A 25,533-nucleotide genomic window follows, 5' to 3' on the forward strand; every position below is an offset into this window, starting at 1 on the left:
CCTCAATGTTCAGTTTCTTCAGGAAAAAGCCGGCAGCCACGCCGGCGCCTGCGCCGGAACCGGCGCAGGTCCAGGCTCCCACCCCCACGCTGCCGCCCGCCACCCCGCCGGCCACGCCTGCGCCCACGGCTGCCCCCGCCGCGCCGGCGAGCACGCCGGCTCCCGCTCAGCCAGCCGCGGGCGGCCTGATCGGCAGCGCCCTGGTGCAGGCGATGGACATCCCGGTCGCGCCGCCGGTCGCGCCGGAGCGGCAGGGCTGGATGACGCGCCTCACGGCCGGGTTGCGCAAGACCGGCTCGAACATTTCCCAGGTGTTCACCGGCGCGCAGATCGACGATGCGCTGTACGAGGAACTCGAAACGGCCCTGCTGATGGCCGACACCGGGGTCAAGGCGACGGAACACCTGCTGGAAGAGGTGAAACGCCGCGTCAAGGCGAGCGGCGCCACGCGGCCGGTGCAGGCCAAGAACATCCTGGTGGATTCGCTGACCCAGCTGCTCAAGCCGCTGGAGAAGCCGCTGGTCATCGGCCAGTTCCAGCCCACGGTGATCATGGTGGCGGGCGTCAACGGCGCCGGCAAGACGACCTCGATCGGCAAGCTCACCAAGCACCTCGCCGGCGAGGGCGCCTCGGTGCTGCTGGCGGCGGCCGATACCTTCCGGGCCGCCGCGCGCGAGCAGCTCGCGATCTGGGCCGACCGCAACATGGTGGAGATCGTCAGCCAGGCAGGCGGCGACCCGGCGGCGGTGAGCTTCGACGCGGTGACTGCGGGCCGGGCGCGCGGCAAGGACGTGGTGCTGGTGGACACCGCCGGCCGGCTGCCGACCCAGCTGCACCTGATGGAGGAGCTGCGCAAGATCAAGCGAGTGGTGCAGAAGGCCGACGCGACGGCGCCGCACGAGGTCCTGCTGGTGATCGACGGCAACACGGGCCAGAACGCGCTGGCGCAGGTGCGGGCTTTCGATGCGGCGCTGCAGCTCACCGGCCTGATCGTCACCAAGCTGGACGGGACGGCCAAGGGGGGCGTGCTGGCCGCCATCGCGCAGGAAAAGCCGGTGCCGGTCTACTTCATCGGCGTGGGCGAGCAGCTGGAAGACCTGGAAACCTTCGACGCCCGCGAGTTTGCCCTGGCGCTGCTCTCATGAGCCGGCCTGCGCAGGCGGTGGTTGCCCGGTCGCCGGGCCGGCCGCGCTGACTTCGCCGCGCACCCACTGGGCGTATTCCGCGCTCGCCGCCACGGTCATCGCAACGAATTGCGCCAGTTCGTAAGGGTGGTGCCCGGCGAGGAAAGCCCGCAGCGCCGCCTCCCGTGCCGGCATGGTCTTGATCACCAGCCGCGCTTCCCGGTCCTCGCAGAGCTCGCCCTTCCAGCGGTAGAGCGAAGTCACGTCGTGGTCGATCTGCACGCAGGCGGCCAGTCGCTGCTCGACCATTTGGCGGGCCAGCGCTGTGGCGGTCGCTCCGGAATCCACGGTCGTGGTCACGACCAGGATCTGCTGTTCCGGCTCGTCCCTCTCCCCGGTCATAGCGAAACGGGGCGCGACTGGTACTTGAGCTCTGCCGGCAGCCCCAGCAGGGAGGTCGGCGAACCCTGGGTGCTGCTGGTGGCCTGTACCCACAGGCCGTCGAACTGGGTGTGCTCCAGGAGCACCGAGGCGCTCACCACCTTGCGGATGCGGGCGTCGATCACTGGCAGGTTCTGCAGCACCACGGGCGTGACGACCGGATCCCAGCGCAGGACGCGCACGTAGCCGGCGAAGGAGCTCAGGCCCGATGGCGCGGTTCCGGTCCGCCTGACGCCGATCTGGACGTCCTCTTCCTTGATCAGCATCCGCTTGAGGCAGTTGCCTATCACACGAAGGTAGTACGTTTCGATGTCGCGGGTGGTCAGGGTCGAGGATACCGACGAGCTTGCGCCCGGGGGCCGGGCCTTGCGCCGGTTGCCGAACAGGACGCGCTCGAAGATGGGCTTCATGGTGCCTCCCGGCCCACTCACCGTGCGCTGGGCCTTGCCGCACCATGCTAGTCCACAAAGGGCCCGGGCAGAAGCGGGTACGGTTTGATACCCGGGAAAACCCCGGATTGGGTAGCCTGGACCCTGAACTTTTGCGTTTAGCACTCCCCTAAGCAGAGTGCTAACATCGCAGACGAGAACGAAAGGAGATTCCGGTATGTCCGCTTCCACTGGAGCCCCAGGCACCGCGTTGGCCATGGCCAACCCGTGGTCGGTTGTTCCGTCCCTGGGCAACCTGGATGCCTACATTTCCGCCGTGAACCGCCTTCCCCTGCTGACGCTGGAGGAAGAACAGGAGTACGCGAGGAAGTTCAAGCAGCACAACGACCTGGAGGCCGCCGGAAAGCTGGTGCTGTCGCACCTGCGGCTGGTCGTGTCGGTGTCGCGCAAGTACCTGGGCTACGGGCTGCCGCATGGCGACCTGATCCAGGAAGGCAACATCGGCCTGATGAAGGCCGTGAAGCGCTTCGACCCCGAACAGGGCGTGCGCCTCGTGAGCTACGCCCTGCACTGGATCCGGGCCGAGATCCACGAGTACATCCTGCGCAACTGGCGCATGGTCAAGGTCGCCACCACCAAGGCGCAGCGCAAGCTGTTCTTCAACCTGCGCTCGATGAAGCAGGGCTTCAAGGACGATGCGCACGCCCAGACCCACCGCGACACGCTGACCGACGACCAGATCGACGTGATGGCGCGCGAGCTGAAGGTCAAGCGCGAGGAAGTGATCGAGATGGAGGCGCGCATGGCGGGCGGCGACGTTCTGCTGGACCCGTCCCCGTCCGACGACGGCGAGGACGCGTTCGGCCCGATCGCGTACCTCGCGGATGCGAACCACGAGCCGACGGCGGTGATGGAATCGCGCCAGCGCGACGTGATGGCCACCGACGGCATCGCCGCCGCCCTGGAAGAGCTGGATCCGCGCAGTCGCCGCATCGTGGAAGAGCGCTGGCTGAAGGTGAACGACGACGGCTCGGGCGGCCTCACGCTGCACGAACTGGCCGGCGAGTACGGCGTCAGCGCCGAGCGCATCCGCCAGATCGAATCGGCGGCGATGAAGAAGATGAAGAAGGCGCTGGCCGCCTACGCATGACGCCGGCGCCGGTGCGCCGATGAGACATGAGGCCCGGTCCCCCCGGGCCTTTTCTTTGGCCGGCCGCGGAATGCGATAACAATCCACGGATGAGGTTGTTCGCTGCCTGCTGGTTCGTGGTCCTGCTGTGGATGGCGGCCGCCGGCCCCATGGCGCAGCCGGCGCCGCCGGTCCTGGGCACGATCGAGCTGTCGCCGGAGCAGCCGATCGTGCCGCTGTCGGGCCGCACCCGTGCGTGGGTCGACCCCACGGGTTTCCGCACTGCGGACCAGGTCGAAGAGATGGCCGCGTCGCTGCCCTGGTCGGTGCACCAGCGCAGCAGCCGCTACGAACTCGACGACAAGGCGCTGTGGCTGCAGTTCGACGCCGCGATCCGCGGCGGGGGCCATTTCTTCCTGCAGGTCACGTCCTCGACGGTGCCGAGCGCCCAGCTGTTCTACCGCGCGAGCGACGGCCGCTGGGTGACCCAGGAAGCCGGAACGGCCACGGCCGTCTCCGATTGGGCGGTGCCCGGCCGCTATCCGACGTTCGAACTGGCGCCGGCCAACGGCACGCCGGTGCGCTATTGGCTGCGGATCCAGCAGGAGCACGTGGCGTTCTCCGTCCCGCTGCGGCTGTACGAGGCGTCACGCCTGCTGGCGACCCGGGAGCAGGGCCAGTTCCTCCTCGGCGCGTACTTCGGGCTGGCCGCCCTGATCATCCTGGGCGCCCTCGTCAACGCGATCGCGCACCGCGACCGCAATTTCGCCACGTTCGCGTTCTACGTGACGGCCCTGGCCGCCGGACAACTGGCCGCGCTGGGCCTGGGCGAGCAGCACCTGTGGGACGGATGGACCGGTTGGAACGAGATCGCGACGTTCCTGCTGCCGGGGATTTCTTCGGCGGCGGGCCTGTGGTTCGCGCGGAACGTCACGGAGCCGGCACGGTTCTCGCGGGCGCTCGACCTGGCGGTGTGGAGCGTCATCGCTGCACTGCTATCCACGGCGGCCCTGGATACGGTGCTGCGGCTGCCCAGTTCCCACATGCTGCTGATGGTGCTCACGCTGCTGGGCATCGCGGTGGCGGCCGGCCTGATCCTGATGGTGTGGGTCCACGGCGAGGAGCCCCAGATCGGCCTCGTCGCGGCCGGCTTCGTTCCGCTGCTGGCGACCGAGCTGCTGCGGGCCCTGGTCGGCCTGGACCTGGTGGCCGCGAGCCCGCTGACGCGCGATGGACTGCTGCTCGGCGGCGCGGCCGGACTGCCGCTGCTGTTCTACGCCCTCAGCCTGCGCAGCAGCCATCGCCGCGAGGCGCAGCTGCGGGCGGCGGCCCTCGCGCGCGACGACGTGCTCACGGGGATCGCGCACGACCGCACGCTGCTGCAGCGGCTCGAGGGCGCGATCGGTCGGGCACACGCGCTGAAGCAGCGCTGCGCGCTCGTCACGCTGAAGATCTCCAACTTCGACGCGCTCGCAGCCGAGTTCGGCCGCGAGGCGGCCGACCGGGCGCTGGTGGTGTCGGCGTCGCTGCTGCGGCGCGCCGCCACCGACATCGACCTCGAGGCGCGGGTCGGCGACCACCATTTCGCCCTGCTGCTCGAGAGCCCGACCACGGCGGAAAACGCGATGAACCGGGCGCAGGAGCTGGTGGCGCGCGGCCTGCGGCCGACCACCGCGCTGCCCGGCAACGCCGCGGTCAGGTTCCACGTGGCCGTGGCCCTGCTGCCGCACGAACAGCTGGACGCCAGGTCGTCGCTGGACTGGCTCCTGGATGCCGTGAACGCCATGCCGCCCGAGGCACGCAAGGTCATCCGGGCGATGAACTTCTGATCCGCCCGGCTCAGGCGTCCTTGAGCAGTATCTTCAGGTCGGACGCCAGCGCCTCGGGACCGGTGCCGTAGCGCGTGTACAGGCGCACCCGGCCCTGCGGGTCGTACACGTAGCTGCCGGCGGAGTGATCCATCGTGTAGCTGTCCGGCATCTTGCCGTCGACCTTCTTGTAGTAGATCTTGTATTCCTTGGCGACCGCGGCGAGCTCGTCGGGCGTGCCGCGCAGCGCCACGAAGTCGGGGCCGAAATTGGCCATGTAGGCCTTCAGCATTTCGGGCGTGTCGCGCTGCGGATCGACCGTCACGAACACGCCTTGCACCCTGGCTCCGTCCGGCCCCAGCAGCCGCTTGGCCTCGGCGATCTCCGACAGAGTCGTCGGACACACGTCGGGGCAGTGCGTGTATCCGAAGAACACCACCACGGCCTTGCCGCGGAAGTCCTTCAGCGTGCGCGGACGGCCGTCGTGGCCGGTGAGCTGGAAATCGCGCGCGTACTCGGCACCGGTGACGTCGATCGCCTTGAACTGCGGTTTGGTCTCGCCGCACGCGACGAGAAGCGGCGCCAGCGCGGTCGCCAGCAAGGGAGCGGAAGTGGCGCGCAGGAGGCTTCGGCGGTTCATGGTCGGAACAGGTAGTGGTCGATCAGCAGGGCCGCAAAGAGCAGGCTGAGGTGGATCAGCGAGTAGCGGAAGGTCTTGCGCGCCAGCGCATCGGAGTAATCGCGCCACAGGCGCCATCCGTACCAGCAGAAGCCCAGGCTCAACGCCGTGGCGGCGGCGAGATAGAACCACGAGCTCATGCCGGAGGCAAAAGGCATCAGGCAGGCGGCGAACAGCACCAGCGTGTAGAGGAAGATCTGCAGCCGCGTGAACTCGTTCCCATGCGTGACCGGCAGCATCGGCAGCCCCGACTTGCGGTAGTCCTCCACCCGGTACAGCGCCAGCGCCCAGAAATGCGGGGGGGTCCACAGGAAGATGATCAGGAACAGGATCAGCGCCTGCGGCCCGACGTCGCCCGTCATCGCCGTCCAGCCGAGCACCGGCGGCATGGCGCCGGACGCGCCGCCGATCACGATGTTCTGCGGCGTCAGCGGCTTGAGCACGACGGTGTAGACGATGGCGTAGCCGACGAACGTGGCGAACGTCAGCCACATCGTCAGGGGGTTCACCCAGGCGTACAGCAGCCAGGAACCAAACGCGCACAGCAGCGCCGCGAAAACCAGCGTTTCGCCGTCGCCGAGCTCGCCGCGCGCGGTCGGCCGCCAGGAGGTGCGGCGCATCTTGGCGTCGATACCCTTCTCGACCAGGCAGTTGAAGGCCGCCGCCGCGCCGGCCACCAGCCAGATGCCGGCCGCCGCCAGCACGGCCTGCTGCAGGTCGGCCAGCGTGGGCAGGCCGGGGACGGCCAGCGCCATGCCGATGACGGCGCAAAACACGATCAGCTGCACCACGCGCGGCTTGGTGAGCGCGTAGAACTGCCGCGCCTTGGCCGCCAGCGGCGCCACCACCGCTTCCTGCTCCACCGCGCTCATCCGGATCGCTCCCGTGCGGCACCCGCGGCGCGGGGCTGCCGCGAAACGCTGCGCCTCGTCTCCGCCAGCGCCCAGGTCAACACCAGGACGAGGCCCGCAGCGCCGCCCGTGTGCGCCACTGCCACCAGCACGGGCCAGTCGAGGAGCACGTTCGAGACGCCGCTTGCCAGTTGCCACACCGCCAGCCCGCCAATCAGGCGAGCCTGGCGCTGCACCGCGTCGACCCGCGCGAGCTGCCATGCGAGCAGCCCCAGCACGGCCAGCACGACATAGGCCGCCAGCCGGTGCGCATAGTGGATCGCCGTCAGCGCGGCGAAGCCGACGTGTTCGCCGCCACCGGTCATTCCCAGCTCGCGCCAGAGCTCGAAGCCCTGGCGGAAATCCATCGTCGGCCACCAGCTGCCCTGGCAGGCCGGGAAGTCGCTGCAGGCGAGCACGGCGTAGTTGGTGCTGACCCAGCCGCCCAGCGCCGCCTGCAGCCACGCGAGCGCGGTGGCCGCCACCAGCCAGGTACGCAGCCGCGGCGCGATGGCGACGCGCGAGCGCCCCTGCTGCGCGTGCTCGTAGGCCACCGCCTGCCGGCACAGCAGCGCCAGCAGCACGAGCCCGGCCAGCAGGTGCATGGTCACCACGGCTGGGAACAGCTTCATCGTCACGGTCCAGGCGCCCAGCGCGCCCTGGAACGAGACCCACACCAGGGTGACGGTGGGCCACCACGGACTCACCGCCGCGCCGCGGCGGCGCAGCACCCAGGTGCCGGCCGTGAGGGTCAGGATCAGCACGCCGACCGCGGTCGCCAGGTAGCGGTGGATCATCTCGATCCACGCCTTCTGGTGCGTGACCGGCCCGGTGGGCATCGCGGCCTGAGCTTCGGAGATCTGCGCGTGGGCACCGGTGGGACTGGCCTGGCCGTAGCAGCCCGGCCAGTCGGGGCACCCGAGGCCGGAATCGGTGAGCCGGGTGAAGGCGCCGAACAGCACGAGGTCGAAGGTCAGGAACAGGACCAGCAGCGTCAGCGCCTGCAGGCGGCGCGCTGGAACCGCCTTCTTGTTGCGCAACCACATCCAGGACAGCGGGCCGAGCGCCACCACCACGCCCATCAGCATGATGTGCAGCACCGGCGAGAGGTCGTACAGCGGTTGTTCCATGTCAGGGGTTCCCTCGGCCGGGCTGGTCCCAGGACGAAGACGCCCGCAGCAGCCGCTCCAGGTCGCGCCTGGCCTTGCCGGCGCCGGCCACGTCGAGATCGGCCGGGAACCGCATCATCCAGTGGCCCATCGGATCGACCACGTACAGGTGGTCGGCCAGCCGCCGGCCGGCAGCGGGCGCGAGCCACGCCGCCAGCGGCGCCTCGCCGACGCGCAGCACCGTCGCCTGCCTGAGCGCCGGCAGCAATTCGGGGCGCAGCGGCGCGCCATCGGTGACCAGCCACACCCAGTCCATGCGCTCCTTGTCCTTGCCCAGCGCCTCCCGCAACTGGCGCTGCAGGTAGAGGTGCTTTTCGCACTGCGCATCGCAGGCGCCGCCACCGACGCTGACCAGGAGCCACTGCCCCTTGAGCGACGGCAGTGCGACCGCCGCCCCGTCCAGGTTCGTCGCAGCCAGCGGCGGCACAGGACGCTGCTCCACCAGGTCACCGAAGTTGCGCTGCCCTTGCGGCCGGACCACGTAGTAGCTGAAGTAGGAAGCGACGATGGGCGCCACGCAGACGGCGAGCAGCGCGAGCATCTTGAAGCGCCCGGAGCGCGTGCGGCGGCTGTCGGCGGCGACGGCGTGCTGCGGCGCGGGCAGCGAGTGCACCGTGAGCGCGAGCGGCTCGTCAAGCAGGCGGTGCCTTCCGGCGGGGGGCGATGAACTGGAACCAGACATAGAGGATGGCGGTGACCGCCGCGAGCGCCCACCACTGGAAGGCATAGCCGTAATTCTTGCCGGCACCGCTGGCGGGCTCGGGCCACTGCCGCAGGAGCCCGTCGGCAGCGCCGTCCCCCGTCTGGCGCACGGCGACGGCCAGCAGGGGCAGGCCGGTCTCGGCGGCAAAACGGCCCAGGTCGAGATTCTGCCGGATCGGGCCGGACACCGCCCCGCTGAACTCATAGAGCTTGGCCGGCAGTGGGGCAATGCGGCCGCGGATTTCCACGAGGCCGGGTGGACTGGCCACCGGTGGCAGCTGCTCGCGCCGCTCGAAATTCCGCGGTGCCCAGCCCCGCTCGACCAGCACGGCCCGGCGGCCGCCTTCCAGCAACAGCGGCGTCACGACGTAGAAGCCCTGTCGCCCGTTCATCTGCCGGTTGTCGAGGAACACGGTGTGCTGCGCGGCCCAGGTGCCGCGCACGACGACCGGCCGGTGCATCAGGTCCGCGGCCGGGTCGCCGCCGGGCAACGCCGCGCTGCCGAGCGGCGGCAGCAAGGCTCGCTGCGCGATCGCTGCGTGCAGCGCCTCCCGCTGGCGGCCCCGGTCCAGTTGCCAGGCGCCCAGGGCGAGCGTCGCCCCCACGGTGGCCACGGCGGCAAAGGTGATGATCCAGAAGCGAAGCGTGCGCACGGTGCTCACCCGATAATCCCCGCGATGAAATACCTGGTGATCCTGGGCTTTCTCGCCATCATCGGCAGTCTGGCGTCGGCCCTGTTCTTCATGATGCGCGACGGCCGCGACGGGCGTCCCAAGACGAGCAACATGGCCCGGGCGCTCGGCTTCCGCGTGGGCTTTTCGATCCTGTTGTTCGTGTGCATCCTGCTGGCCTGGAAACTGGGGTACATCCACCCGACCGGAATCCCGGTGGGGCAGTAGGCGCGGACTGCGGCCGCAACAAAAAAGCGCCTTGCGGCGCTTTCTTGTCGGGCTTGGCGGCCGGCTACATCCAGTACACGAGAGTGTAGAGGCCCAGCCAGACCACGTCGACGAAGTGCCAGTACCACGCGGCCCCTTCGAAGCCGAAGTGGCGCTCCGCCGTGAAGTGGCCCTTCATCAGGCGCAGCGTGATGAACAGCAGCATCAGCATGCCGACGATCACGTGGAAGCCGTGGAAGCCGGTCAGCATGTAGAACGTCGAGCCGTAGGCGCCGGAAGTCAGCTTCAGGTTCAGGTCGTTGTAGGCGTGGAAGTACTCGTAGCCCTGCACGGCGACGAAGGTGGCCCCCAGCAGCACGGTAATCCACATGAACGCGATGGTGCGGCCGCGATGGTTCTCGCGCAGCGCGTGGTGGGCGATGGTGAGCGTCACCCCCGAGGACAGCAGCAGCGCCGTGTTGATGGTCGGCAGCCAGAAGGGCGTCATCACCTGGAACGGCTCGATGATGCCGGCCGGCGACGCGGTGGTGCCGGGGGCGACCGTCGGCCAGACGGCCTTGAAGTCGGGCCACAGCAAGGCGTTGTCGACGCCGCCCAGCGCGGGAATCGAATGGGAACGCATCCACCACAACGCGGTGAAGAAGGCGCCGAAGAACATCACCTCCGAAAAGATGAACCAGCTCATGCTCCAGCGGTAGGACAGGTCGATCTTGCGGCCGTACTGCCCGCCTTCGCTCTCGCGGATCGACTCGCCGAACCACTGGTAGAGCACCCAGAAGAGCCAGGCCAGGCCGAAGAACAGCGCGTACTTGCCCCAATCCACGCCGTTGATCCACTGGGCGGCGCCCAGGATCACCCAGAACAGGCCGAATGCCGCGAACGCCGGATGCCGCGACGGCTCCGGGACGAAATAACGAGGCGCTGTGCCCGGTGTTGTGGTGCTCATCTCGACTCCTGATTCCCCAAACTTGTCTCTCTTGTTTCCGAAACCCTAGCCGGCCACCCAGTGCACCAGCGCCACCAGCGACCCGACGAACACCACGACGGCGACCAGCGCCACGACGACGATGTGCAGCGGGTTGAGGCTGCGCATGTCGTCACCCCATGCCCGGTTCTGCCGCACGCCCAGGAAGGCCCAGGCGACGGCCTTGGCCGTGCGCCAGAACGAGCCCTTGCGCGGCCCGGGTTCGACGCCCGCCATCACGTGCTCGGCCCCTTCGGCGCCGCCGGGAACGAGCCGCCGACCTCGAAGAAGGTGTACGACAGCGTGATCGTCGTCACGTCCCGGGACAGGCGCGGATCGATCACGAACGCGACCGGCCACTGCCGGCTTTCGCCCGGCTCCAGCGTGTGCTGCTCGAAACAGAAGCACTGGAGCTTGTTGAAGTGCGACCCCGCCTGCATCGGCGCATAGCTCGGAATGGCCTGGGCGACCATGCGCCGGCTCTGCACGTTGCGGAACTCGTACATCACGGTGGTCAGTTCGCCCGGGTGGACCTGCACCGAGCGCTGGCCCGGCTTGAACTCCCAGGGCCCGCGCGAATTGGCGTCGAACTCCACGGTGATGGTGCGGCTGCGGTCCACCTGGGTGTTCACCGGCGTGGCGGCCGCGTTGCCCGGCACCTGCCGCTCCGCGAGCGACAGGATGTTGATGCCGGTCGCCTCGCAGATCGCCTGGTACAGCGGAATGAGCGCGTAGCCGAACGCGAACATGCCGGCCGCCACCACGGCGAGCTTGCCCAGCATCCTGCGGTTTTCGGCGCGCAGCCCCATGTCGCCTCAGCCTCCGAACAGGACGAACTTGGCGATCACGCCCAGGAAGAAGGCGCCCGCGATCGTCGCCAGGACCAGCGCCATCCGCAGGTTCCTGTGCTTGCGCTCGTCACGGTCCGTCATCACGCTGGTCGCCATGTCAGTGCGAGCGGCCGGAGAGCTGGGGCTCCAGCAGCCGGTTGCCGCTCGCGTCGAGCCGGGGCGGCGTCTCGAAGGTGTGGAACGGCGCCGGCGACGGCACTTCCCACTCCAGGCCCTCGGCACCCTTGCCGTCCGGGTCGTTCCACGGACGCTGGGGCGCGGGCTCGCCCTTGCCGCGCATCATCGGCACGACCACGGCCAGGAAGAAGAACACCTGCGCCAGGCCGAAGCCGAACGCGCCGATCGTGGCCACCGCGTTGAAGTCGGCGAACTGCGCCGGGTAGTCCGCGTAGCGGCGCGGCATGCCGGCCAGCCCGAGGAAGTGCATCACGAAGAAGGTGATGTTGAAGCTGATCATCGACCACCAGAAGTGGATCTGCCCCATGCGCTCGTTGTACATGACGCCGGTCCACTTTGGCGCCCAGTAGTAGAAGCCGGCGAACATCGCGAAGAGCGAACCGGCGACCAGCACGTAGTGGAAGTGCGCCACCACGTAGTAGGTGTCCTGCAGCACGAGGTCGATCGGGGCCATCGCCAGGATCAGGCCGGTGAAGCCGCCGATCGTGAACACGAAGATGAACCCGACGGCCCACAGCATCGGCGTCTCGAAGGTCATCGAGCCTTCCCACATCGTCGCGATCCAGTTGAAGATCTTCACGGCCGTGGGCACGGCGATCAGCATGGTCGCATACATGAAGAACAGCTGGCCGGTCACCGGCATGCCGGTGGTGAACATGTGGTGCGCCCAGACGATGAACGACAGGATGGCGATCGACGAGGTGGCGTACACCATCGACGCATAGCCGAACAGGCGCTTGCGCGAGAACGCCGGCACCACCTGGCTGATGATCCCGAACGCGGGCAGGATCATGATGTAGACCTCGGGGTGGCCGAAGAACCAGAAGATGTGCTGGTACATCACCGGGTCGCCGCCGCCGGCCGGGTTGAAGAAGGTCGTGCCCAGGTGGCGGTCGGTCAGCGTCATCGTGATCGCGCCGGCGAGCACCGGCATCACGGCGATCAGCAGGTAGGCGGTGATCAGCCAGGTCCAGCAGAACATCGGCATCTTCATCAGCGTCATGCCGGGCGCGCGCATGTTCAGGATGGTGACGATGATGTTGATCGAGCCCATGATCGAGGAGGCGCCCATGATGTGCATCGCGAAGATGCCGGCGTCCATCGACGGGCCCATCTGCAGCGTCAGCGGCGCGTACAGCGTCCAGCCCGCGGCGGGGGCGCCGCCGGGCATGAAGAACGAGCCGACCAGCATCAGGCCGGCCGGGACCAGCAGCCAGAAGCTGAAGTTGTTCATGCGCGCGAACGCCATGTCGGGCGCGCCGATCTGCAGCGGGATCATCCAGTTCGCGAAGCCGACGAAGGCCGGCATGATGGCGCCGAACACCATGATCAGGCCGTGCATGGTGGTGAACTGGTTGAACAGCTCCGGATTCACCAGCTGCAGGCCGGGCTGGAACAGCTCCGCGCGGATCAGCAGGGCCAGGACGCCGCCCACCATCAGCATGGTGAACGAGAACAGCAGGTAAAGCGTCCCGATGTCCTTGTGGTTGGTGGCATACACCCAGCGCCGCCAGCCGGTGGGCGCATGGTGGTGGTCGTCGTGGGCGTGGTGGCCGGGATGGTCGAGGACGGCGCTCATCAGGAATTCCTTGTCTGGGGACTCGTTGCGGCCGGCTTACTTGCCGCGCTGCGCCAGCACTTCGGCGGGCTGCACGATCTGGCCGGTCTTGTTGGACCAGTTGTTCTTGGTGTAGGTGATCACCGCCGCGAGGTCGGTGTCGGAGAGCTGCTTCCACGCCGGCATCGCGGCGCGGCCATTGAGCACCACGTGGATTTCCTTGGCCTTGTCCGGATCCTGCACGACCGGCGAGCCGTCCAGCGCCTTGATCGGGCCGGCGCCCTTGCCCGTCGGCTGGTGGCAGGCGGCGCAATTGGCCGCGTAGACCTTCTCGCCGCGCCTGGCCAGGTCGTCGAGCACCCAGACCTTGTTGGGATCGTCGGCGCGCGCGGCCATCTTCTTCTTCTCGCCGTCCACCCAGGCGGCGTAGTCCTGCTGCGACAGCACCTTGACGTGGATCGGCATGTACGCGTGCTCCTTGCCGCACAGCTCGTAGCACTGGCCGTAGAAGTCGCCGGTCTTCTCGCTGCGGAACCAGGTGTCGCGCACGAAGCCGGGAATCGCATCCTGCTTCACGCCGAAGGCCGGCACGCCCCAGGCGTGGATCACGTCGTTGGCGGTGGTGATGATGCGAACCTTCTTGTTGACGGGCACCACCAGCGGGTTGTCCACCTGCAGCAGGTAGTTGTCGGGGACCTGGCCGGTGGCGCCGTCGTTCGACATCTGCCGGTGGCCGGCATCCAGCGTCGAGAGGAAGGAAATGCCCTCGCCCTCGCCCTTCAGGTAGTCGTAGCCCCACTTCCACTGGTAGCCGGTCGCCTTGATCGTGAGGTCGGCGTTGCTGGTGTCCTTCTGCGCGACGACCACCTTGGTGGCGGGCAGCGCCATGCCGATGACGATCAGGAACGGGATGACGGTCCAGACCACTTCCACGGTGACGGACTCGTGGAAGTTGGCCGGCTTGTGGCCGCGCGAGCGCCGGTGCTTCCAGATCGAATAGAACATCACGGCGAACACCAGCACGAAGATCACGATGCACGTGATCAGCATGAACCAGTGCAGCCAGGCCTGCTCGACCGCGATGCGGGTGGCGGCGGCGTGCAGGTTCAGCTGGCGCACCGCCGGCCCCCCGGGCAGGTCGTTGGCCGCATGGGCGGCCGTGCCGAACGCGCCCAACGGGAGCAGCAGCGAGGCCAGCTTGTCCGAAATGCTCTTCATGGTTCTCACTCGTTCTACTTTCACTCAATCCCGGCCGCTGTCTCCGCGCGGCTGTCCGGCGCCTTCACGCACAGGCCCTTCCGATCTTCGGCGCCACCGGCCGGGCTGCCTGCCGCGCATGCACGAGCAACGCGATGCCGGTTGCCGCCGGTTCGGTCCCGGCCAACGGCAGCACGAGCACGGCCCCTTGGAACCGGAAGATCGTGGCAAGTCCAAGCGACAAGGCACGGATCGAGGCACGAAGCCTGTCGAGCCGGGCCGGTCACCGAACGGTTTCGCCGCAGGAACCAAGAACTGCTCTGGTCCTGCACGACGGCGAAACGAGAAAGCGGGGACGGCAAGGTGTCGCTTGAAAAATGAAGCGCGGATTGTAGCGCCGGCCCGAAAACCGCCCGTACTGCAATTCCGACCGTCCCGCAAGGTGCTTTCCGGGAATTCCTTTGAGCCAGGTCAGATTCAGGGCGATTTTCCGGCCCCGGGGCGCAGCATGGCCCGCATGTCGTCGAGGGAAACGGCGCTTTCGCCGGCGACCTTGAACCGCGGCCGCGGCTTGACAGCATGCCCGTAGATGATTTCGAAGGTCAGCGCCAGGCGGCCGTCGGCATCGCGCAGGGCGCTCGCCAGTTCGCGCTCCAGCCGCTCGCGCCAGGCCCGGCCGCGCAGTCCCCCGAAACGCCGGGGATGGAGGTTCGCGCCAAGGCCGCGCAGCTCCTGCAGCAGCCGCTGCGGGTTTTCCCAGGTGATGGTGATCCGCTCCATGTCCATCACCGGATCGGCAAAACCCGCATGAGCCAGCATGTCCCCCCAGTCGTGCATGTCGGTGAACTCGTGCGCCGGCGGCGGCCAGCCCAGCGCCGCATAGATCCCGCGCAGTTCCTGCAGCGTGTCCGGCCCCAGGCACGAGAACATGAGGAAACCCTCGGCCGCGAGCGCGCGATGCCATGCCGCGAGGAGCGACTCGGGATCGGCCGCCATGTGCAGCGCCATGTTGGCCCACAGCATCTGCGCCGCCCCGTCCGGCACGGCGCCGTGCTGCACAGGGGCCGCGGACCAGCGGCGCCACCACGGCCTGGCGAGCTGCTGCCGGGCCAGCGCCGCACGCTGCGGGTGCGGCTCGTACACGTACGTGTGCGCCTGCGGATAGCGCCGCTCCACCAGGGCATGCGCCTCCAGGCCGCCGCGCACTGGCTCCCAGTCGGCCCAGGTTTTCGGATCGAGGCGGATCCACTGCAGCCGGTCTTCCATGCGCCGGCCAACCTCCTCGTGCAGCCACGGCGACGTCGCGGGAGCGACGCGCTGCCAGTGGCCGGCGGCGACCGGATCGATGGTGGGTGGGCGCTGGTTGGACATCGGGAAACCGGTCAGTATATTGACCGGATGCTGCGCCACCTGTTCGACGGACTTGCCGGCAAGCTGCCGGGCCAGTGCGCCGTCTGCCGGGCCTGGCCGGCGCAGCCCGTCTGCGAATCGTGCGCAGCCCGTTTCGGCCAGCCGCAGCCGCGCTGCCGCCGTTGCGCACTGCCGGTGCCCCCGGGCACGATCGACTGCGGCCGCTGCCTGCGCGAGCCGCCCCCGATCGACGCATGCCACGCCACCGTCGGCTACGGCTACCCCTGGGCGGCGCTGATCACGCAGTTCAAGTTCCATGGGCAGCCGGGCTGGGCCCGCACGTTCGCCGAGCTGATGCGCGGCGCCCCCGGCGTGCAGGCCGCGATCCGCCAGGCCGACGTCGTCGTGCCGATGCCGCTGTCGCGCGAGCGGCTGGCCGAGCGCGGCTTCAACCAGGCGTTGCTGCTCGCGCGCGGCCTCGACTCGCACAAGGCGAACCCCGGCGTGCTGCTGCGGATCCGGCATACGCCGGCGCAGACCGCGCTGGACCGCGACGGCCGCCTGGCCAACGTGAAGGGGGCGTTCGCGGTCGAGCCGTCACTGGAGGCCAGCGTGCGCGCCAGGCGCGTCGTGCTCGTCGACGACGTGATGACGAGCGGCGCGTCGGTGTTCGGCGCGGCTGCGGCCCTGCGGCAGGCCGGCGCGGCCGACGTGGCCGCCGTCGTGCTGGCGCGCACCGACGTGCCGGCGTGAGCCGGCCGCGACAATGGCGGCATGTTCCACATCGTCCTGGTCGAGCCCGAAATTCCGCCGAACACCGGCAACGTGATCCGGCTGGCCGCCAACACCGGCTGCGCGCTGCACCTCGTCGAGCCCCTCGGGTTTTCGATGGAGGACCGCCTCATGCGCCGCGCCGGCCTCGACTATCACGAGTATGCGCAGGTGCGCCGGCATGCCGACTGGGATGCCTTCCTGGCGGCCATGCGGCCCGATCCGCAGCGCATGTTCGCGCTGACCACGCGCGGCGAGCGCATCGTGCACGAGGTGCAGTTCCGGCCAGGCGACTGGCTGGTGTTCGGCTCGGAGACCGCTGGCCTGAAGCCGGCGGTGCGGGAATGGTTCGTGCCCGGGCAGCGCCTGCGGCTGCCGATGCGGGCCGGCCAGCGCAGCCTCAACCTCTCCAACGCCGTCGCCGTGACGGTGTTCGAGGCCTGGCGGCAGAACGGGTTCGCGGCTCCGGCGGCAATGCCTCAGGGATAGCGCCGGCTGAGCGACTCGGCAATGCAGACCGGCCGGTCGCTGCCTTCGCGCTCGACGGTGACTTCCCAGGTCATCTGCATGCCATTGGCCTCGATCGGCTTGCACTCCACCAGTTTCATGCGCCCGCGCAGGCGGCTGCCGACCGGCACCGGCGCCGTGAAGCGCACCCGGTTCAGTCCGTAGTTCACGCCCATGCGCGAGTTCTCGATGCGAAACGAGGTCTCGAAGAACTTCGGGATCAGCGAAAGCGTGAGGAAGCCATGCGCGATCGGCGCGCCGAACGGACCGGCCTTGGCCTTCTCGACGTCCACGTGGATCCACTGGTGGTCGCCCGTGGCCTGGGCGAACAGGTTGATCTGCTCCTGCGTGACGGTCAGCCAGTCGCTCACGGCGACTTCCTGGCCGACGCAGGCAGGCAGCTCGTCGAGGGTGTTGAAGGTCTTCATCGCGCGAATGTAGCAAGCGGCGGGGCCACTCAATTGTCCAGCCAGCGACAGATGCTCTCCCACTGCGCCAGGTCGCGCTCGACGCGGCCGGGCGCCACGTCGAACACCGTCAGCCCGCGCGCCGCGAGATGGATGTAGTTCTGCGTATGCCGCAGGAAGCCGAGCACCGGGAGCCCGAGGCTGTCGACGAACTCGTGCAGCTTGTCGGCGGCGATCGTGCGCTCGTCGACCCGCATGCCGACGATCCCGACCTGCAGCCGCCCGGCCTTGCGGCTGGCGGCGAGCTCGTCCAGGAAGGCGCGGGTGGCGAAGATGTCGAACACGCTCGGCTGCAGCGGCACCACCACCTTGTCGGCGAGCTGCAGCACGTCCTTCAACATGCCCCCGTGCATGCCGGCCGGCGTGTCCAGGACGACGTGCGTCGTGCCCTTGGGCGGTTTGGCGACGTTGCCCTTGCCCACCTCCCAGGTGCCGATCGGCCGGGCGGCGGCGGGACGCAGCCCGAGCCAGAGCCGGGACGACTGCTGGCGGTCGGCATCGCCCAGCATGACCGAGCGGCCCTTGCTGGCGAAATAGCCGGCGATCTGGGTGGCCATCGTGGACTTCCCGACGCCGCCCTTCGGATTCGCGACAACCACGATCGGCATGGCAGACTCCTTTGCAAGGTTGCACGCTCCCGCCGGGAGCGCGGCCTGCCGCTATGGTACCCGTATGGATGAGTTCTCGACCGTCGGCAGCCGCCCCGGGATCCTGGTGCTGGCGGCGCACCCGAACTGGCGCGAGTCGCGCGTCAACCGCCAGCTGCTGGCCGCGGCGCAGCGCGTACCCGGCGCCGCCGTGCACGACCTGTACGCCGCCTATCCCGACTACGACATCGACGCGGCCGCCGAACGGGCTCTGCTCGCGGCCGCCGGGCTGGTGGTGCTCCTGCATCCGGTGCAGTGGTATTCGATGCCGGCCCTGCAGAAGCTGTGGCTGGACGAGGTTCTCGCGTATGGGTGGGCCTACGGTCCCGGCGGCGATGCCCTGCGCGGCAAGGATCTCTGGCTCGCGGCCACCACCGGCGGTTCGGAGCGCTCCTATCACCCCCAAGGCTACAACCGCCATTTCTTCGACGCCTTCCTGCCGCCCTACGAGCAGACGGCGGCACTGTGCGGGATGCGCTTCCTGCCGCCGCTGCTGCTGCACGGCGCCCGCAGGGTGAGCGACGCCGCCGTGGCCGCGCACGTGGCGGTCTTCGAAGACCGGCTGCGCACCTATCCGGGCTGGCGCGAACTCGAGGACCTGCCGCAGTGTCCGGCCTGCGAGGTACCGGCCGGCGACCGGCCCGCGCCAGGCGCCGCGGACGACGCGCAGGGGCGGTGATGGAACACGCGCCCGCCTGGCTCACCAGCAGCCTGATCTACCTTGCCGCCGCGGTGGTGGCCGTGCCGCTGGCGCGCGCGCTGGGGCTGGGCTCGATCATCGGCTACCTTGCAGCGGGCATCGTGCTCGGGCCATGGGGCCTGGGCATCGTGAGCAACGTCGAAGCCATCCTGCACTTCGCCGAGCTCGGCGTCGTGCTGATGCTGTTCCTGGTCGGCCTCGAACTGGAGCCGCGGCGGCTGTGGAGCCTGCGCCGCTCCATCTTCGGCTGGGGCAGCGTCCAGGTGCTGGGCTGCGCCGCCCTGCTGTTCCTCGTGGCCACGCTGCTGGCCGGTGCGTCGTGGCGCATCGGCCTGGTCGCCGCCCTGGGGCTGGCGCTGTCGTCCACGGCCGTCGCCCTGCAGGTCATGGCCGAGCGCAACCTGCTGCCCACCATGAGCGGCCAGGCGGGGTTGTCGATCCTGCTGTTCCAGGACGTCGCGGCGATCCCGATCCTGGCATTGCTGCCCCTGCTGGCCGAGTCCACCGCCGCGACCCACCTGGTCGCCGGCGGCGGATGGCTGGCAGCGGCGAAGATCGTGGCGGTGGTCGGCGCCGTGGTGCTCGGCGGGCGGCTCCTGCTGCGGCCGCTGCTGCGGTGGATCGCCAGGAGCCGAACGCCGGAAATCTTCACGGCCGCCGCCTTGCTGCTGGTGGTCGCGACGGCCGCGCTGATGCAGTTCGTCGGCCTCTCGATGGCGCTGGGCGCCTTCCTCGCCGGCGTGCTGCTCGCCGACAGCGAGTACCGGACGGAACTCGAAACCGACATCGAACCGTTCAAGGGATTGCTGCTCGGCCTGTTCTTCATCGCCGTGGGCATGAGCATCGACTTCGGCGTGCTGCTGGCTTCGCCGGCGCTCGTGGCGCTCGCCGTGGCTGGATTCCTGGCCGTGAAGGCGATCGTCATCGCGCTGCTGGCGCGCCGGATCGAGCTGCCCGCGCCGGAGCGGCCGGTGTTCGTGCTGTTGCTGGCCCAGGGCGGCGAGTTCGCGTTCGTGGTGTTCCAGGCCGCGGCCGCCAGCGGCGTGCTGCAGGCCAGGACATCGTCGTTCCTGGTCGCGGTGGTGGCGATCTCCATGCTGCTCAGCCCGGTGCTGCTGGTGATCGCCGATCGCATGCCGCGCACGCGGGGCGCCCGTCCGGCGTCCGCGCCGGGGGAGATCCTCGAGCAGCAGCAAGCCCCGGTGATCATCGCCGGCTTCGGCCGCTATGGGCAGATCGTCGGCCGCCTGCTGGCGGCGCAAGGCATTGCCTCCACCGTGCTGGACCACGACGCCGACATGATCGCCACCGCCCGCGCGTTCGGTTACGAGGTGTTCTATGGCGATGCGACGCGGCTGGACCTGCTGCGCACGGCGGGCGGCGCGACGGCCAGGGTGCTGGTGGTCGCCGTCGACGACGTGCGCCAGTCGCTCGAGATCGTCGAGCTGGCGCGGACCCATTTCCCGCAGCTGGAAATCGTGGCGCGAGCCCGCGACGTGACGCACTGGAACGAACTGCGGGACCGCGGCGTGCGCAAGGTCGAGCGTGAGCTGTTCGAATCCAGCCTGCGCAGCGGACGCACGGTACTGGAGGTGCTGGGCCTCGCGCCGCACGAGGCGCGAATGCTGGCCATGCGCTTCCGCCGGGCCAACCTCCAGCTGTTCGAACGGATGTACCCGCATCACGCCGATCGCGCCAAGGTGATCGCGGTCACCAGGCAGGCGCGGCGCCAGCTGCAGGAACAGCTGGCCGTCGAGCGCGCCGCGAGCCTTGCGCGTCAGCGCGAGGAGGAGCAGGAGCGAGCGGCGCGCTGACGCCGCTCAGACGCGCTCGAGGATCACCGCGATGCCCTGCCACACGCCTATGCACATGGTGCACAGCGCGTAGCGCCCGCCGGTGCGGTGCAACTGGTTGACGGCGGTGGTCGCCAGCCGCGCGCCAGAGGCGCCCAGCGGATGGCCCAGCGCGATCGCGCCGCCGTTGGGATTGACGCGCGCGTCGTCGTCCTTCAGGCCCAGCAGGCGCAAGACGGCGATGCCTTGCGCGGCAAACGCCTCGTTGAGCTCGATGACGTCGATCTGCTCGAGCTTGATTCCGGTGAGGGCCAGCACTTTCTGCGTCGCCGGCGCCGGGCCGATGCCCATGACGCGCGGTGCCACGCCGGCCGTGGCCATGCCGACGATGCGCGCCCTGGGCGTCAGGCCGTGTCTGGCGGCGCTCGCCTCGTCGGCCAGCAGCAGCGCGCACGAGCCGTCGTTGACGCCGCTGGCGTTGCCGGCGGTCACCGTGCCGTCGGGCCTGACGATCGGCTTAAGCCTGGCCAGCGCCTCCAGGCTGGTCTCGCGCGGATGCTCGTCGCGGCTGACCACGATCGGATCGCCCTTCTTCTGGGCAATGGTGACGGGCGTGATCTCGCCTTCGAAGAACCCGGCCTGCTGGGCCGCCACGGCCTTCAACTGGCTGGCCAGGGCCATGCGGTCCTGCGCCTCGCGCTCGATCTTGTAGTCGGCCGCCACGTTCTCGGCCGTCTCGGGCATGGCGTCGATGCCGTACTTCTCCTTCATCAGCTTGTTGACGAAGCGCCAGCCGATGGTGGTGTCGTACACCGCGTTGTTGCGCGCGAAGGCGCTGTCGGCCTTGGGCATGACGAACGGTGCCCGGCTCATGCTCTCGACGCCGCCGGCGATCATCATGGTGGCTTCGCCGGCCTTGATGGCGCGCGCTGCCGTGCCCACCGCGTCCAGCCCGGAGCCGCACAGGCGGTTGACGGTGGCGCCTGGCACTTCCACCGGCAGTCCGGCCAGCAGCGAGGCCATGTGGGCGACGTTGCGGTTGTCCTCGCCGGCCTGGTTGGCGCAGCCGAAGATGACGTCGGTGACGGCCTGCCAGTCGACCTTGGGGTTGCGCGCCATCAGCGCCTTGAGCGGGATGGCGGCCAGGTCGTCGGTGCGCACCGACGACAGCGCCCCGCCGTAGCGGCCGAACGGCGTGCGGATGGCGTCGCAGATGAAGGCTTGTCGGGTCATGGGGAGGCTCCTGTGGTGGCGCGTGTGATGCTGCGCAGGGGGACGGGCAAGGCATTCTAGGACCCGCTGCCGGCGGCGCCAGTCGCGCGTGCTACGCTGGCAGGATGTTCAATCCCTCGCAAGCGGACGTGCGCCGGTTCTTCTGCGCCGTGCACACCAAGGCCCAGGCCGGACAGCCGATGGATGCGCTGGAAACCCTGGCCGGACAGTGGCTCCAGGAGCATCCCGAATACCACCCGGAGATGACGGACGCGGAAGGCGCCGTGGCCCGCGCCTACGACGGCCAGGACGGCCGCACCAATCCGTTCCTGCACCTGGCCATGCACCTGTCGATCAGCGAGCAGTGCTCGATCGACCAGCCGCGCGGCATCCGCCAGGCCGTGGAACTGCTGGCGGCCCGGCGCAACTCCCTGCACGACGCGCATCACGAGGCGATGGAGTGCCTCGGCCAGATGCTGTGGGAGAGCCAGCGTTCGGGACGGCCGCCGGACGGCGACGCCTACATTGCCTGCGTGCAGCGCCGCGCCACCAGCGACTGATCGCGGCGACAGAAGAACAAAGCCCCGCTTCGCGGGGCTTTGCCTGGGAACGAGCGCTCAGCGGAACCGCGGCTCGGGATGCACCCGCAGTTCGCTGTCCAGGGAGGCCATGTAGTTGGCGATGACCTTGAGTTCGGCGTTGCTGAACTGCTTGGCGATCGCGCCCATGACGCCGTTGTTGCGTCCGACCGCCGGATTGTTCTCCGCCTTGTACGCCTTCAGTGCGACGAACAGGTAATCCGCATGCTGGCCGGCGAGCTTGGGATAGCTCGGATCGATCGGCTTGGAGTAGTTGGCGCCGTGGCACGAGGCGCAGGCCGCCTTCTGCAGCAGCCCCGCCACCTGGGCATTCGGTTCGCGGCCGGGCTTGTCGCCGAGCGGCTTCACCTCCTTCGGCAGCGATTCGTAGTAGCCCGAGATCGTCGCGATGTCCTGCTCGGTGAGGCTCACCGCGATCCCGCGCATGGTGGGGTGCTTGCGGTCGCCGTTCTTGTACGCGTTGAGCGCGGCCGCGATGTACTTGGCACTCTGCCCGGCGATCATCGGTACCTTGTGCACCTCGGGAAAGCTTGCCTGGTAGCCGCGGATGTTGTGGCATCCCATGCACATGGCGACCTTCGCCTCGATGCTGGTGGCGCTTCCGGCCCCGGCGGCAGCCGCGGCTGGCTGCTGCGCGGGGGCGCCGGCGGGGTTCGTGGCCTGCGAGTGGGCCAGCCCGGTCGCGCAAGCGACACCCAGGGCGAGGAACGCGGTGAACAACGGCTTCATTTTGCGAGCAAAATCCCTGAAAGAGTTCTAGAAATGAACTTTTGAGTATAGCCACGCGGCTTTTCCGCCCATTCCCCCCGGATTTCTTCCCATGAAGTTCCAAGGCTCCCAGAACTACGTCGCCACCCAGGACCTGATGCTGGCGGTGAACGCGGCGATCACCCTGAAACGCCCGCTCCTCGTGAAGGGCGAGCCCGGCACCGGCAAGACCATGCTCGCCGAGGAGGTCGCGCAAGCGCTCAACATCCCGCTGCTGCAGTGGCACATCAAGTCCACCACCAAGGCGCAACAGGGGCTGTACGAGTACGACGCCGTCAGCCGCCTGCGCGACTCGCAACTCGGCGACGAGCGGGTGAAGGACATCCACAACTACATCGTCAAGGGCGTGCTGTGGCAGGCCTTCACGGCCGACCGGCCGGTGGCGCTGCTGATCGACGAGATCGACAAGGCCGACATCGAATTCCCGAACGACCTGCTGCGCGAGCTGGACCGGATGGAGTTCTACGTCTACGAGACGCGCGAGCTGGTCAAGGCGAAACACCGGCCGCTGGTGTTCATCACGTCCAACAACGAGAAGGAACTGCCCGACGCCTTCCTGCGCCGCTGCTTCTTCCACTACATCAAGTTCCCGGACGCCGACACGATGAAGCAGATCGTGGACGTGCACTTCCCCGGACTGAAGAAGGATTTGCTGACGTCGGCGATGAAGACCTTCTACGACGTGCGCAACCTGCCGGGCCTCAAGAAGAAGCCGTCCACCAGCGAGCTGCTCGACTGGCTGAAGCTGCTGGTGGCCGAGGACATCCCGCTCGAGGCGCTGCAGACGAAGGACGAGAAGGTCGCAGTGCCGCCGCTGGTGGGCGCGTTGCTGAAGAACGAGCAGGACGTCACGCTGTTCGAAAAGCTGGTCTTCATGCAGCGCCACAACCGGTGAGCGCGAAAGCCCAGGGGCCGCGATGAAGAAGCCGGAGCCGGTCACCTTGTCGTCCAGTGCGGTGCGGCTGGAGCCGCTCACGCCGCACCACGTCGCCGGGCTGGAAGCCGCCGCGCGCGACGGCGAGCTGTGGACGCTGCGGGTGACCTCGGTTCCCGCGCCGGGCGAGACGGCCGCTTACGTGGCCGCCGCGTTGAAGGGCCTGGCGGACGGGCACATGCTCCCCTTCGCCGTGCTCGACGCCGCGACCGGCGCCGTCATCGGCAGCACCCGCTACCACGACATCGTGCCGGCGGTCGAGCGGCTGGAAATCGGTTACACGTGGTATGCGAGGCAGTGGCAACGTTCGCACGTGAACACCACGTGCAAGCTCCTGCTGCTGACGCACGCCTTCGAAATGCTCGGGGCGCAGCTGGTCGGCTGGCGCACGGACAACTTCAACTTCGCCAGCCAGCGTGCGATCGAGCGGCTCGGCGCCCGCAGGGACGGCGTGCTGCGGCACCACGCGCTGCGCCGGGACGGCACCGTGCGCGACACGGTGATGTACAGCCTTGCCGCCGGGGAATGGCCGGAGGTGAAGGCGCACCTCGAATACCAGCTCGCCCGCCCGCGTGAGGCATCGCCATGCTGATCGACTTCTTCTACACGCTGCGCAGCGCCAAGCTGCCGGTTTCGGTCAAGGAATACCTGACGCTGGTCGAGGCGCTCAAGGCCGGCGTGGTGGGGCCGCAAAGCGACGGCGCGTACAGCGTCGACGACTTCTATTACCTGAGCCGCACGGCGCTGGTGAAGGACGAGAAGCACTACGACAAGTTCGATCGCGCGTTCGCCGCCTACTTCAAGGGCGTGGAAATGGTGGCCGACTTCACCAAGGACATCCCGCTCGAGTGGCTGCGCAAGAACCTTGAACTCGAACTCTCGCCCGAGGAGAAGGCGAAGATCGAGAAGATGGGCTGGGACGAGCTCATGGAGACGCTGAAGAAGCGCTTCGAGGAGCAGAAGGAGCGGCACGAGGGCGGCAGCAAGATGATAGGCACCGGCGGCACCTCGCCGTTCGGCGCGTACGGCTTCAATCCGCAGGGCATCCGGATCGGCCAGGACAAGGGACGCAACCGCAGCGCGGTGAAGGTGTGGGACCAGCGCGCCTACAAGGACTACGACGACTCGCAGGAACTGGGCACGCGCAACATCAAGGTCGCGTTGCGGCGCCTGCGCAAGTTCGCCCGCGAAGGCTCCGACGAGGAACTGGATCTCGACGACACGATCCGCTCGACGGCCGCGAACGCCGGGTACCTGGACATCAAGATGGTGCCGGAGCGGCACAACAACGTGAAGATCCTGCTGCTGATGGACGTCGGCGGCACGATGGACGAACACATCCACCGTGTCGAGGAGATGTTCTCGGCGGCCAAGGCCGAATTCAAGCACCTCGAGTTCTACTATTTCCACAACTGCGTCTACGACTTCATGTGGAAGAACAACCGTCGCCGCTTCTCGGAGAAGTTCCCGACCTGGGACATCATCCGCAAGTACAACAAGGACTACAAGCTGATCTTCGTCGGCGACGCGACGATGAGTCCGTACGAGATCCTGCAGCCGGGGGGCAGCGTCGAATACAACAACGAGGAAGCCGGGGTCGAGTGGCTCCAGCGCCTGACGAACGCCTTCCCCAAGTTCGCCTGGATCAATCCCGAGCCGCAGGGCGTGTGGCAGTACCGCCAGAGCATCAGCGTGATCCAGCAGCTGATGAACCATCGCATGTATCCGCTCACGATCAAGGGCCTCGAAGAGGCGATGCGCCTGCTGTCGAAATAGCCCTCCGTGTCTGGCTCCTTTCCCCCTCCTGG

At 68.6% G+C, this 25,533-nt stretch carries 30 protein-coding genes; 12 read left to right on the forward strand and 18 right to left on the reverse strand.

The features are described 5' to 3' along the window. The first annotated feature begins 5 nt into the window (after nt 1-5). Complete coding sequence (gene ftsY / locus RAMLITH_RS17830) at nt 6-1,145, forward strand: signal recognition particle-docking protein FtsY (RefSeq protein WP_168108797.1); 1,140 nt, start codon at nt 6-8, stop codon at nt 1,143-1,145. Here the strand turns inward: ftsY and cutA are convergent. After that, entirely contained in the window at nt 1,140-1,526 is a 387-nt protein-coding gene (cutA, locus tag RAMLITH_RS17835; protein ID WP_168108798.1) for a divalent-cation tolerance protein CutA, read from the reverse strand. The genes ftsY and cutA overlap by 6 nt on opposite strands. Continuing rightward, nucleotides 1,523-1,975, reverse strand: a complete 453-nt coding sequence (locus tag RAMLITH_RS17840; RefSeq protein WP_168108799.1) for a hypothetical protein — start codon at nt 1,973-1,975, stop codon at nt 1,523-1,525. Before RAMLITH_RS17840 ends, cutA begins: the two co-directional genes overlap by 4 nt. Nucleotides 1,976-2,171: 196 nt before the next feature. Between RAMLITH_RS17840 and rpoH the strand changes: the two genes are divergently transcribed. Together rpoH and RAMLITH_RS17850 are read left to right on the forward strand one after the other, a co-directional pair. Further along, the gene (gene rpoH / locus RAMLITH_RS17845) at nt 2,172-3,104 is read left to right on the forward strand and encodes an RNA polymerase sigma factor RpoH (RefSeq protein ID WP_168108800.1); all 933 of its coding nucleotides are present in this window, start codon (nt 2,172-2,174) and stop codon (nt 3,102-3,104) included. 89 nt (nt 3,105-3,193) lie between these two features. Then, a complete protein-coding gene (locus tag RAMLITH_RS17850; RefSeq protein ID WP_168108801.1) occupies nt 3,194-4,912 on the forward strand; it encodes a sensor domain-containing diguanylate cyclase in 1,719 nt (572 codons plus the stop codon). A gap of 10 nt (nt 4,913-4,922) precedes the next feature. Here RAMLITH_RS17850 and RAMLITH_RS17855 read toward each other — a convergent pair whose 3' ends face one another. From RAMLITH_RS17855 to RAMLITH_RS17875, 5 genes are read right to left on the reverse strand one after another with little or no spacing between them, the layout of a single operon-like run. Further along, nucleotides 4,923-5,531 (reverse strand): SCO family protein, encoded by a 609-nt coding sequence (locus RAMLITH_RS17855; protein ID WP_168108802.1) that lies wholly within the window; start codon nt 5,529-5,531, stop codon nt 4,923-4,925. Beyond that, nucleotides 5,528-6,442 (reverse strand): heme o synthase, encoded by a 915-nt coding sequence (cyoE, locus tag RAMLITH_RS17860; protein WP_168108803.1) that lies wholly within the window; start codon nt 6,440-6,442, stop codon nt 5,528-5,530. The genes RAMLITH_RS17855 and cyoE overlap by 4 nt, the downstream gene beginning before the upstream one ends. Next, the gene (locus RAMLITH_RS17865; protein WP_168108804.1) at nt 6,439-7,590 is read right to left on the reverse strand and encodes a COX15/CtaA family protein; all 1,152 of its coding nucleotides are present in this window, start codon (nt 7,588-7,590) and stop codon (nt 6,439-6,441) included. The genes cyoE and RAMLITH_RS17865 overlap by 4 nt, the downstream gene beginning before the upstream one ends. A 1-nt stretch (nt 7,591) precedes the next feature. After that, on the reverse strand, nt 7,592-8,311 hold the full coding sequence (locus RAMLITH_RS17870) for a hypothetical protein (protein ID WP_168108805.1): 720 nt from the start codon (nt 8,309-8,311) through the stop codon (nt 7,592-7,594). After that, nucleotides 8,262-8,993, reverse strand: a complete 732-nt coding sequence (locus tag RAMLITH_RS17875) for an SURF1 family protein (protein WP_337786176.1) — start codon at nt 8,991-8,993, stop codon at nt 8,262-8,264. Before RAMLITH_RS17875 ends, RAMLITH_RS17870 begins: the two co-directional genes overlap by 50 nt. A 15-nt stretch (nt 8,994-9,008) precedes the next feature. On the opposite strand from RAMLITH_RS17875, the gene RAMLITH_RS17880 reads away from it, so the two are divergent. Next, on the forward strand, nt 9,009-9,230 hold the full coding sequence (locus RAMLITH_RS17880; protein ID WP_168108806.1) for a twin transmembrane helix small protein: 222 nt from the start codon (nt 9,009-9,011) through the stop codon (nt 9,228-9,230). A 64-nt stretch (nt 9,231-9,294) separates the two neighbouring features. On the opposite strand, the gene RAMLITH_RS17885 is transcribed toward RAMLITH_RS17880, so the two are convergent. The 7 genes from RAMLITH_RS17885 to RAMLITH_RS17910 form a co-directional block, all read right to left on the reverse strand. After that, nucleotides 9,295-10,176 (reverse strand): cytochrome c oxidase subunit 3, encoded by an 882-nt coding sequence (locus tag RAMLITH_RS17885; RefSeq protein WP_168108807.1) that lies wholly within the window; start codon nt 10,174-10,176, stop codon nt 9,295-9,297. Nucleotides 10,177-10,221: 45 nt separating this feature from the next. Further along, the gene (locus tag RAMLITH_RS17890; protein ID WP_168108808.1) at nt 10,222-10,431 is read right to left on the reverse strand and encodes a DUF2970 domain-containing protein; all 210 of its coding nucleotides are present in this window, start codon (nt 10,429-10,431) and stop codon (nt 10,222-10,224) included. After that, on the reverse strand, nt 10,431-11,003 hold the full coding sequence (locus RAMLITH_RS17895) for a cytochrome c oxidase assembly protein (protein ID WP_168108809.1): 573 nt from the start codon (nt 11,001-11,003) through the stop codon (nt 10,431-10,433). Before RAMLITH_RS17895 ends, RAMLITH_RS17890 begins: the two co-directional genes overlap by 1 nt. Before the next feature lie 6 nt (nt 11,004-11,009). Then, the gene (locus RAMLITH_RS25860) at nt 11,010-11,126 is read right to left on the reverse strand and encodes a cytochrome oxidase small assembly protein (RefSeq protein ID WP_420376924.1); all 117 of its coding nucleotides are present in this window, start codon (nt 11,124-11,126) and stop codon (nt 11,010-11,012) included. A gap of 16 nt (nt 11,127-11,142) precedes the next feature. After that, entirely contained in the window at nt 11,143-12,801 is a 1,659-nt protein-coding gene (ctaD, locus tag RAMLITH_RS17900; protein ID WP_168108810.1) for a cytochrome c oxidase subunit I, read from the reverse strand. A 36-nt stretch (nt 12,802-12,837) separates the two neighbouring features. Next, on the reverse strand, nt 12,838-13,998 hold the full coding sequence (gene coxB, locus RAMLITH_RS17905) for a cytochrome c oxidase subunit II (RefSeq protein ID WP_168108811.1): 1,161 nt from the start codon (nt 13,996-13,998) through the stop codon (nt 12,838-12,840). 456 nt (nt 13,999-14,454) lie between these two features. Beyond that, complete coding sequence (locus RAMLITH_RS17910; RefSeq protein WP_168108812.1) at nt 14,455-15,348, reverse strand: methyltransferase domain-containing protein; 894 nt, start codon at nt 15,346-15,348, stop codon at nt 14,455-14,457. Nucleotides 15,349-15,375: 27 nt separating this feature from the next. Between RAMLITH_RS17910 and RAMLITH_RS17915 the strand changes: the two genes are divergently transcribed. Together RAMLITH_RS17915 and RAMLITH_RS17920 are read left to right on the forward strand one after the other, a co-directional pair. Next, nucleotides 15,376-16,080, forward strand: a complete 705-nt coding sequence (locus tag RAMLITH_RS17915; RefSeq protein ID WP_168108813.1) for a ComF family protein — start codon at nt 15,376-15,378, stop codon at nt 16,078-16,080. A 21-nt stretch (nt 16,081-16,101) separates the two neighbouring features. Further along, nucleotides 16,102-16,587: a tRNA (cytidine(34)-2'-O)-methyltransferase gene (locus tag RAMLITH_RS17920; protein ID WP_168108814.1), complete on the forward strand. Its 486-nt coding sequence runs from the start codon at nt 16,102-16,104 to the stop codon at nt 16,585-16,587. Here the strand turns inward: RAMLITH_RS17920 and RAMLITH_RS17925 are convergent. Both RAMLITH_RS17925 and RAMLITH_RS17930 read right to left on the reverse strand, forming a co-directional pair. After that, nucleotides 16,578-17,033 carry a MaoC family dehydratase gene (locus RAMLITH_RS17925; protein ID WP_168108815.1) on the reverse strand — a complete coding sequence of 152 codons (456 nt, stop codon included), beginning with the start codon at nt 17,031-17,033 and terminating at the stop codon, nt 16,578-16,580. The genes RAMLITH_RS17920 and RAMLITH_RS17925 overlap by 10 nt on opposite strands. A gap of 29 nt (nt 17,034-17,062) precedes the next feature. Continuing rightward, the gene (locus tag RAMLITH_RS17930; RefSeq protein ID WP_168108816.1) at nt 17,063-17,680 is read right to left on the reverse strand and encodes a ParA family protein; all 618 of its coding nucleotides are present in this window, start codon (nt 17,678-17,680) and stop codon (nt 17,063-17,065) included. 64 nt (nt 17,681-17,744) lie between these two features. Between RAMLITH_RS17930 and kefF the strand changes: the two genes are divergently transcribed. Together kefF and kefC are read left to right on the forward strand one after the other, a co-directional pair. Then, nucleotides 17,745-18,398 carry a glutathione-regulated potassium-efflux system oxidoreductase KefF gene (kefF, locus tag RAMLITH_RS17935; protein WP_168108817.1) on the forward strand — a complete coding sequence of 218 codons (654 nt, stop codon included), beginning with the start codon at nt 17,745-17,747 and terminating at the stop codon, nt 18,396-18,398. Further along, the gene (gene kefC / locus RAMLITH_RS17940; RefSeq protein WP_168108818.1) at nt 18,398-20,233 is read left to right on the forward strand and encodes a glutathione-regulated potassium-efflux system protein KefC; all 1,836 of its coding nucleotides are present in this window, start codon (nt 18,398-18,400) and stop codon (nt 20,231-20,233) included. Before kefF ends, kefC begins: the two co-directional genes overlap by 1 nt. 6 nt (nt 20,234-20,239) lie before the next feature. On the opposite strand, the gene pcaF is transcribed toward kefC, so the two are convergent. After that, nucleotides 20,240-21,445 (reverse strand): 3-oxoadipyl-CoA thiolase, encoded by a 1,206-nt coding sequence (gene pcaF / locus RAMLITH_RS17945; protein ID WP_168108819.1) that lies wholly within the window; start codon nt 21,443-21,445, stop codon nt 20,240-20,242. Between the two features lie 104 nt (nt 21,446-21,549). Between pcaF and RAMLITH_RS17950 the strand changes: the two genes are divergently transcribed. Further along, the gene (locus RAMLITH_RS17950) at nt 21,550-21,984 is read left to right on the forward strand and encodes a DUF1841 family protein (protein ID WP_168108820.1); all 435 of its coding nucleotides are present in this window, start codon (nt 21,550-21,552) and stop codon (nt 21,982-21,984) included. 57 nt (nt 21,985-22,041) lie between these two features. Here RAMLITH_RS17950 and RAMLITH_RS17955 read toward each other — a convergent pair whose 3' ends face one another. Beyond that, nucleotides 22,042-22,752, reverse strand: a complete 711-nt coding sequence (locus RAMLITH_RS17955) for a c-type cytochrome (RefSeq protein WP_168108821.1) — start codon at nt 22,750-22,752, stop codon at nt 22,042-22,044. A 91-nt stretch (nt 22,753-22,843) separates the two neighbouring features. Here RAMLITH_RS17955 and RAMLITH_RS17960 point away from each other — a divergent pair, with 91 nt between their 5' ends. Genes RAMLITH_RS17960 through RAMLITH_RS17970 form a run of 3 tightly spaced genes read left to right on the forward strand, consistent with a single transcriptional unit; the run spans nt 22,844 to nt 25,501 of the window. Beyond that, a complete protein-coding gene (locus RAMLITH_RS17960; protein ID WP_168108822.1) occupies nt 22,844-23,686 on the forward strand; it encodes an AAA family ATPase in 843 nt (280 codons plus the stop codon). A gap of 22 nt (nt 23,687-23,708) precedes the next feature. After that, the gene (locus RAMLITH_RS17965; RefSeq protein ID WP_168108823.1) at nt 23,709-24,317 is read left to right on the forward strand and encodes a GNAT family N-acetyltransferase; all 609 of its coding nucleotides are present in this window, start codon (nt 23,709-23,711) and stop codon (nt 24,315-24,317) included. After that, entirely contained in the window at nt 24,311-25,501 is a 1,191-nt protein-coding gene (locus RAMLITH_RS17970) for a vWA domain-containing protein (RefSeq protein WP_168108824.1), read from the forward strand. Before RAMLITH_RS17965 ends, RAMLITH_RS17970 begins: the two co-directional genes overlap by 7 nt. Nucleotides 25,502-25,533 lie beyond the last annotated feature (32 nt).

The organism is Ramlibacter lithotrophicus (genome assembly GCF_012184415.1).
GTDB lineage: Bacteria > Pseudomonadota > Gammaproteobacteria > Burkholderiales > Burkholderiaceae_C > Ramlibacter > Ramlibacter lithotrophicus.

Bases quoted from the DNA above. Each gene is read 5' to 3' on its own strand.
- ftsY (WP_168108797.1), top strand. From the start codon at position 6: ATGTTCAGTTTCTTCAGGAAAAAGCCGGCAGCCACGCCGGCGCCTGCG.
- cutA (WP_168108798.1), bottom strand. From the start codon at position 1,526: ATGACCGGGGAGAGGGACGAGCCGGAACAGCAGATCCTGGTCGTGACC.
- RAMLITH_RS17840 (WP_168108799.1), bottom strand. From the start codon at position 1,975: ATGAAGCCCATCTTCGAGCGCGTCCTGTTCGGCAACCGGCGCAAGGCC.
- rpoH (WP_168108800.1), top strand. From the start codon at position 2,172: ATGTCCGCTTCCACTGGAGCCCCAGGCACCGCGTTGGCCATGGCCAAC.
- RAMLITH_RS17850 (WP_168108801.1), top strand. From the start codon at position 3,194: ATGAGGTTGTTCGCTGCCTGCTGGTTCGTGGTCCTGCTGTGGATGGCG.
- RAMLITH_RS17855 (WP_168108802.1), bottom strand. From the start codon at position 5,531: ATGAACCGCCGAAGCCTCCTGCGCGCCACTTCCGCTCCCTTGCTGGCG.
- cyoE (WP_168108803.1), bottom strand. From the start codon at position 6,442: ATGAGCGCGGTGGAGCAGGAAGCGGTGGTGGCGCCGCTGGCGGCCAAG.
- RAMLITH_RS17865 (WP_168108804.1), bottom strand. From the start codon at position 7,590: ATGGAACAACCGCTGTACGACCTCTCGCCGGTGCTGCACATCATGCTG.
- RAMLITH_RS17870 (WP_168108805.1), bottom strand. From the start codon at position 8,311: ATGTCTGGTTCCAGTTCATCGCCCCCCGCCGGAAGGCACCGCCTGCTT.
- RAMLITH_RS17880 (WP_168108806.1), top strand. From the start codon at position 9,009: ATGAAATACCTGGTGATCCTGGGCTTTCTCGCCATCATCGGCAGTCTG.
- RAMLITH_RS17885 (WP_168108807.1), bottom strand. From the start codon at position 10,176: ATGAGCACCACAACACCGGGCACAGCGCCTCGTTATTTCGTCCCGGAG.
- RAMLITH_RS17890 (WP_168108808.1), bottom strand. From the start codon at position 10,431: ATGGCGGGCGTCGAACCCGGGCCGCGCAAGGGCTCGTTCTGGCGCACG.
- RAMLITH_RS17895 (WP_168108809.1), bottom strand. From the start codon at position 11,003: ATGGGGCTGCGCGCCGAAAACCGCAGGATGCTGGGCAAGCTCGCCGTG.
- RAMLITH_RS25860 (WP_420376924.1), bottom strand. From the start codon at position 11,126: ATGACGGACCGTGACGAGCGCAAGCACAGGAACCTGCGGATGGCGCTG.
- ctaD (WP_168108810.1), bottom strand. From the start codon at position 12,801: ATGAGCGCCGTCCTCGACCATCCCGGCCACCACGCCCACGACGACCAC.
- coxB (WP_168108811.1), bottom strand. From the start codon at position 13,998: ATGAAGAGCATTTCGGACAAGCTGGCCTCGCTGCTGCTCCCGTTGGGC.
- RAMLITH_RS17910 (WP_168108812.1), bottom strand. From the start codon at position 15,348: ATGTCCAACCAGCGCCCACCCACCATCGATCCGGTCGCCGCCGGCCAC.
- RAMLITH_RS17915 (WP_168108813.1), top strand. From the start codon at position 15,376: ATGCTGCGCCACCTGTTCGACGGACTTGCCGGCAAGCTGCCGGGCCAG.
- RAMLITH_RS17920 (WP_168108814.1), top strand. From the start codon at position 16,102: ATGTTCCACATCGTCCTGGTCGAGCCCGAAATTCCGCCGAACACCGGC.
- RAMLITH_RS17925 (WP_168108815.1), bottom strand. From the start codon at position 17,033: ATGAAGACCTTCAACACCCTCGACGAGCTGCCTGCCTGCGTCGGCCAG.
- RAMLITH_RS17930 (WP_168108816.1), bottom strand. From the start codon at position 17,680: ATGCCGATCGTGGTTGTCGCGAATCCGAAGGGCGGCGTCGGGAAGTCC.
- kefF (WP_168108817.1), top strand. From the start codon at position 17,745: ATGGATGAGTTCTCGACCGTCGGCAGCCGCCCCGGGATCCTGGTGCTG.
- kefC (WP_168108818.1), top strand. From the start codon at position 18,398: ATGGAACACGCGCCCGCCTGGCTCACCAGCAGCCTGATCTACCTTGCC.
- pcaF (WP_168108819.1), bottom strand. From the start codon at position 21,445: ATGACCCGACAAGCCTTCATCTGCGACGCCATCCGCACGCCGTTCGGC.
- RAMLITH_RS17950 (WP_168108820.1), top strand. From the start codon at position 21,550: ATGTTCAATCCCTCGCAAGCGGACGTGCGCCGGTTCTTCTGCGCCGTG.
- RAMLITH_RS17955 (WP_168108821.1), bottom strand. From the start codon at position 22,752: ATGAAGCCGTTGTTCACCGCGTTCCTCGCCCTGGGTGTCGCTTGCGCG.
- RAMLITH_RS17960 (WP_168108822.1), top strand. From the start codon at position 22,844: ATGAAGTTCCAAGGCTCCCAGAACTACGTCGCCACCCAGGACCTGATG.
- RAMLITH_RS17965 (WP_168108823.1), top strand. From the start codon at position 23,709: ATGAAGAAGCCGGAGCCGGTCACCTTGTCGTCCAGTGCGGTGCGGCTG.
- RAMLITH_RS17970 (WP_168108824.1), top strand. From the start codon at position 24,311: ATGCTGATCGACTTCTTCTACACGCTGCGCAGCGCCAAGCTGCCGGTT.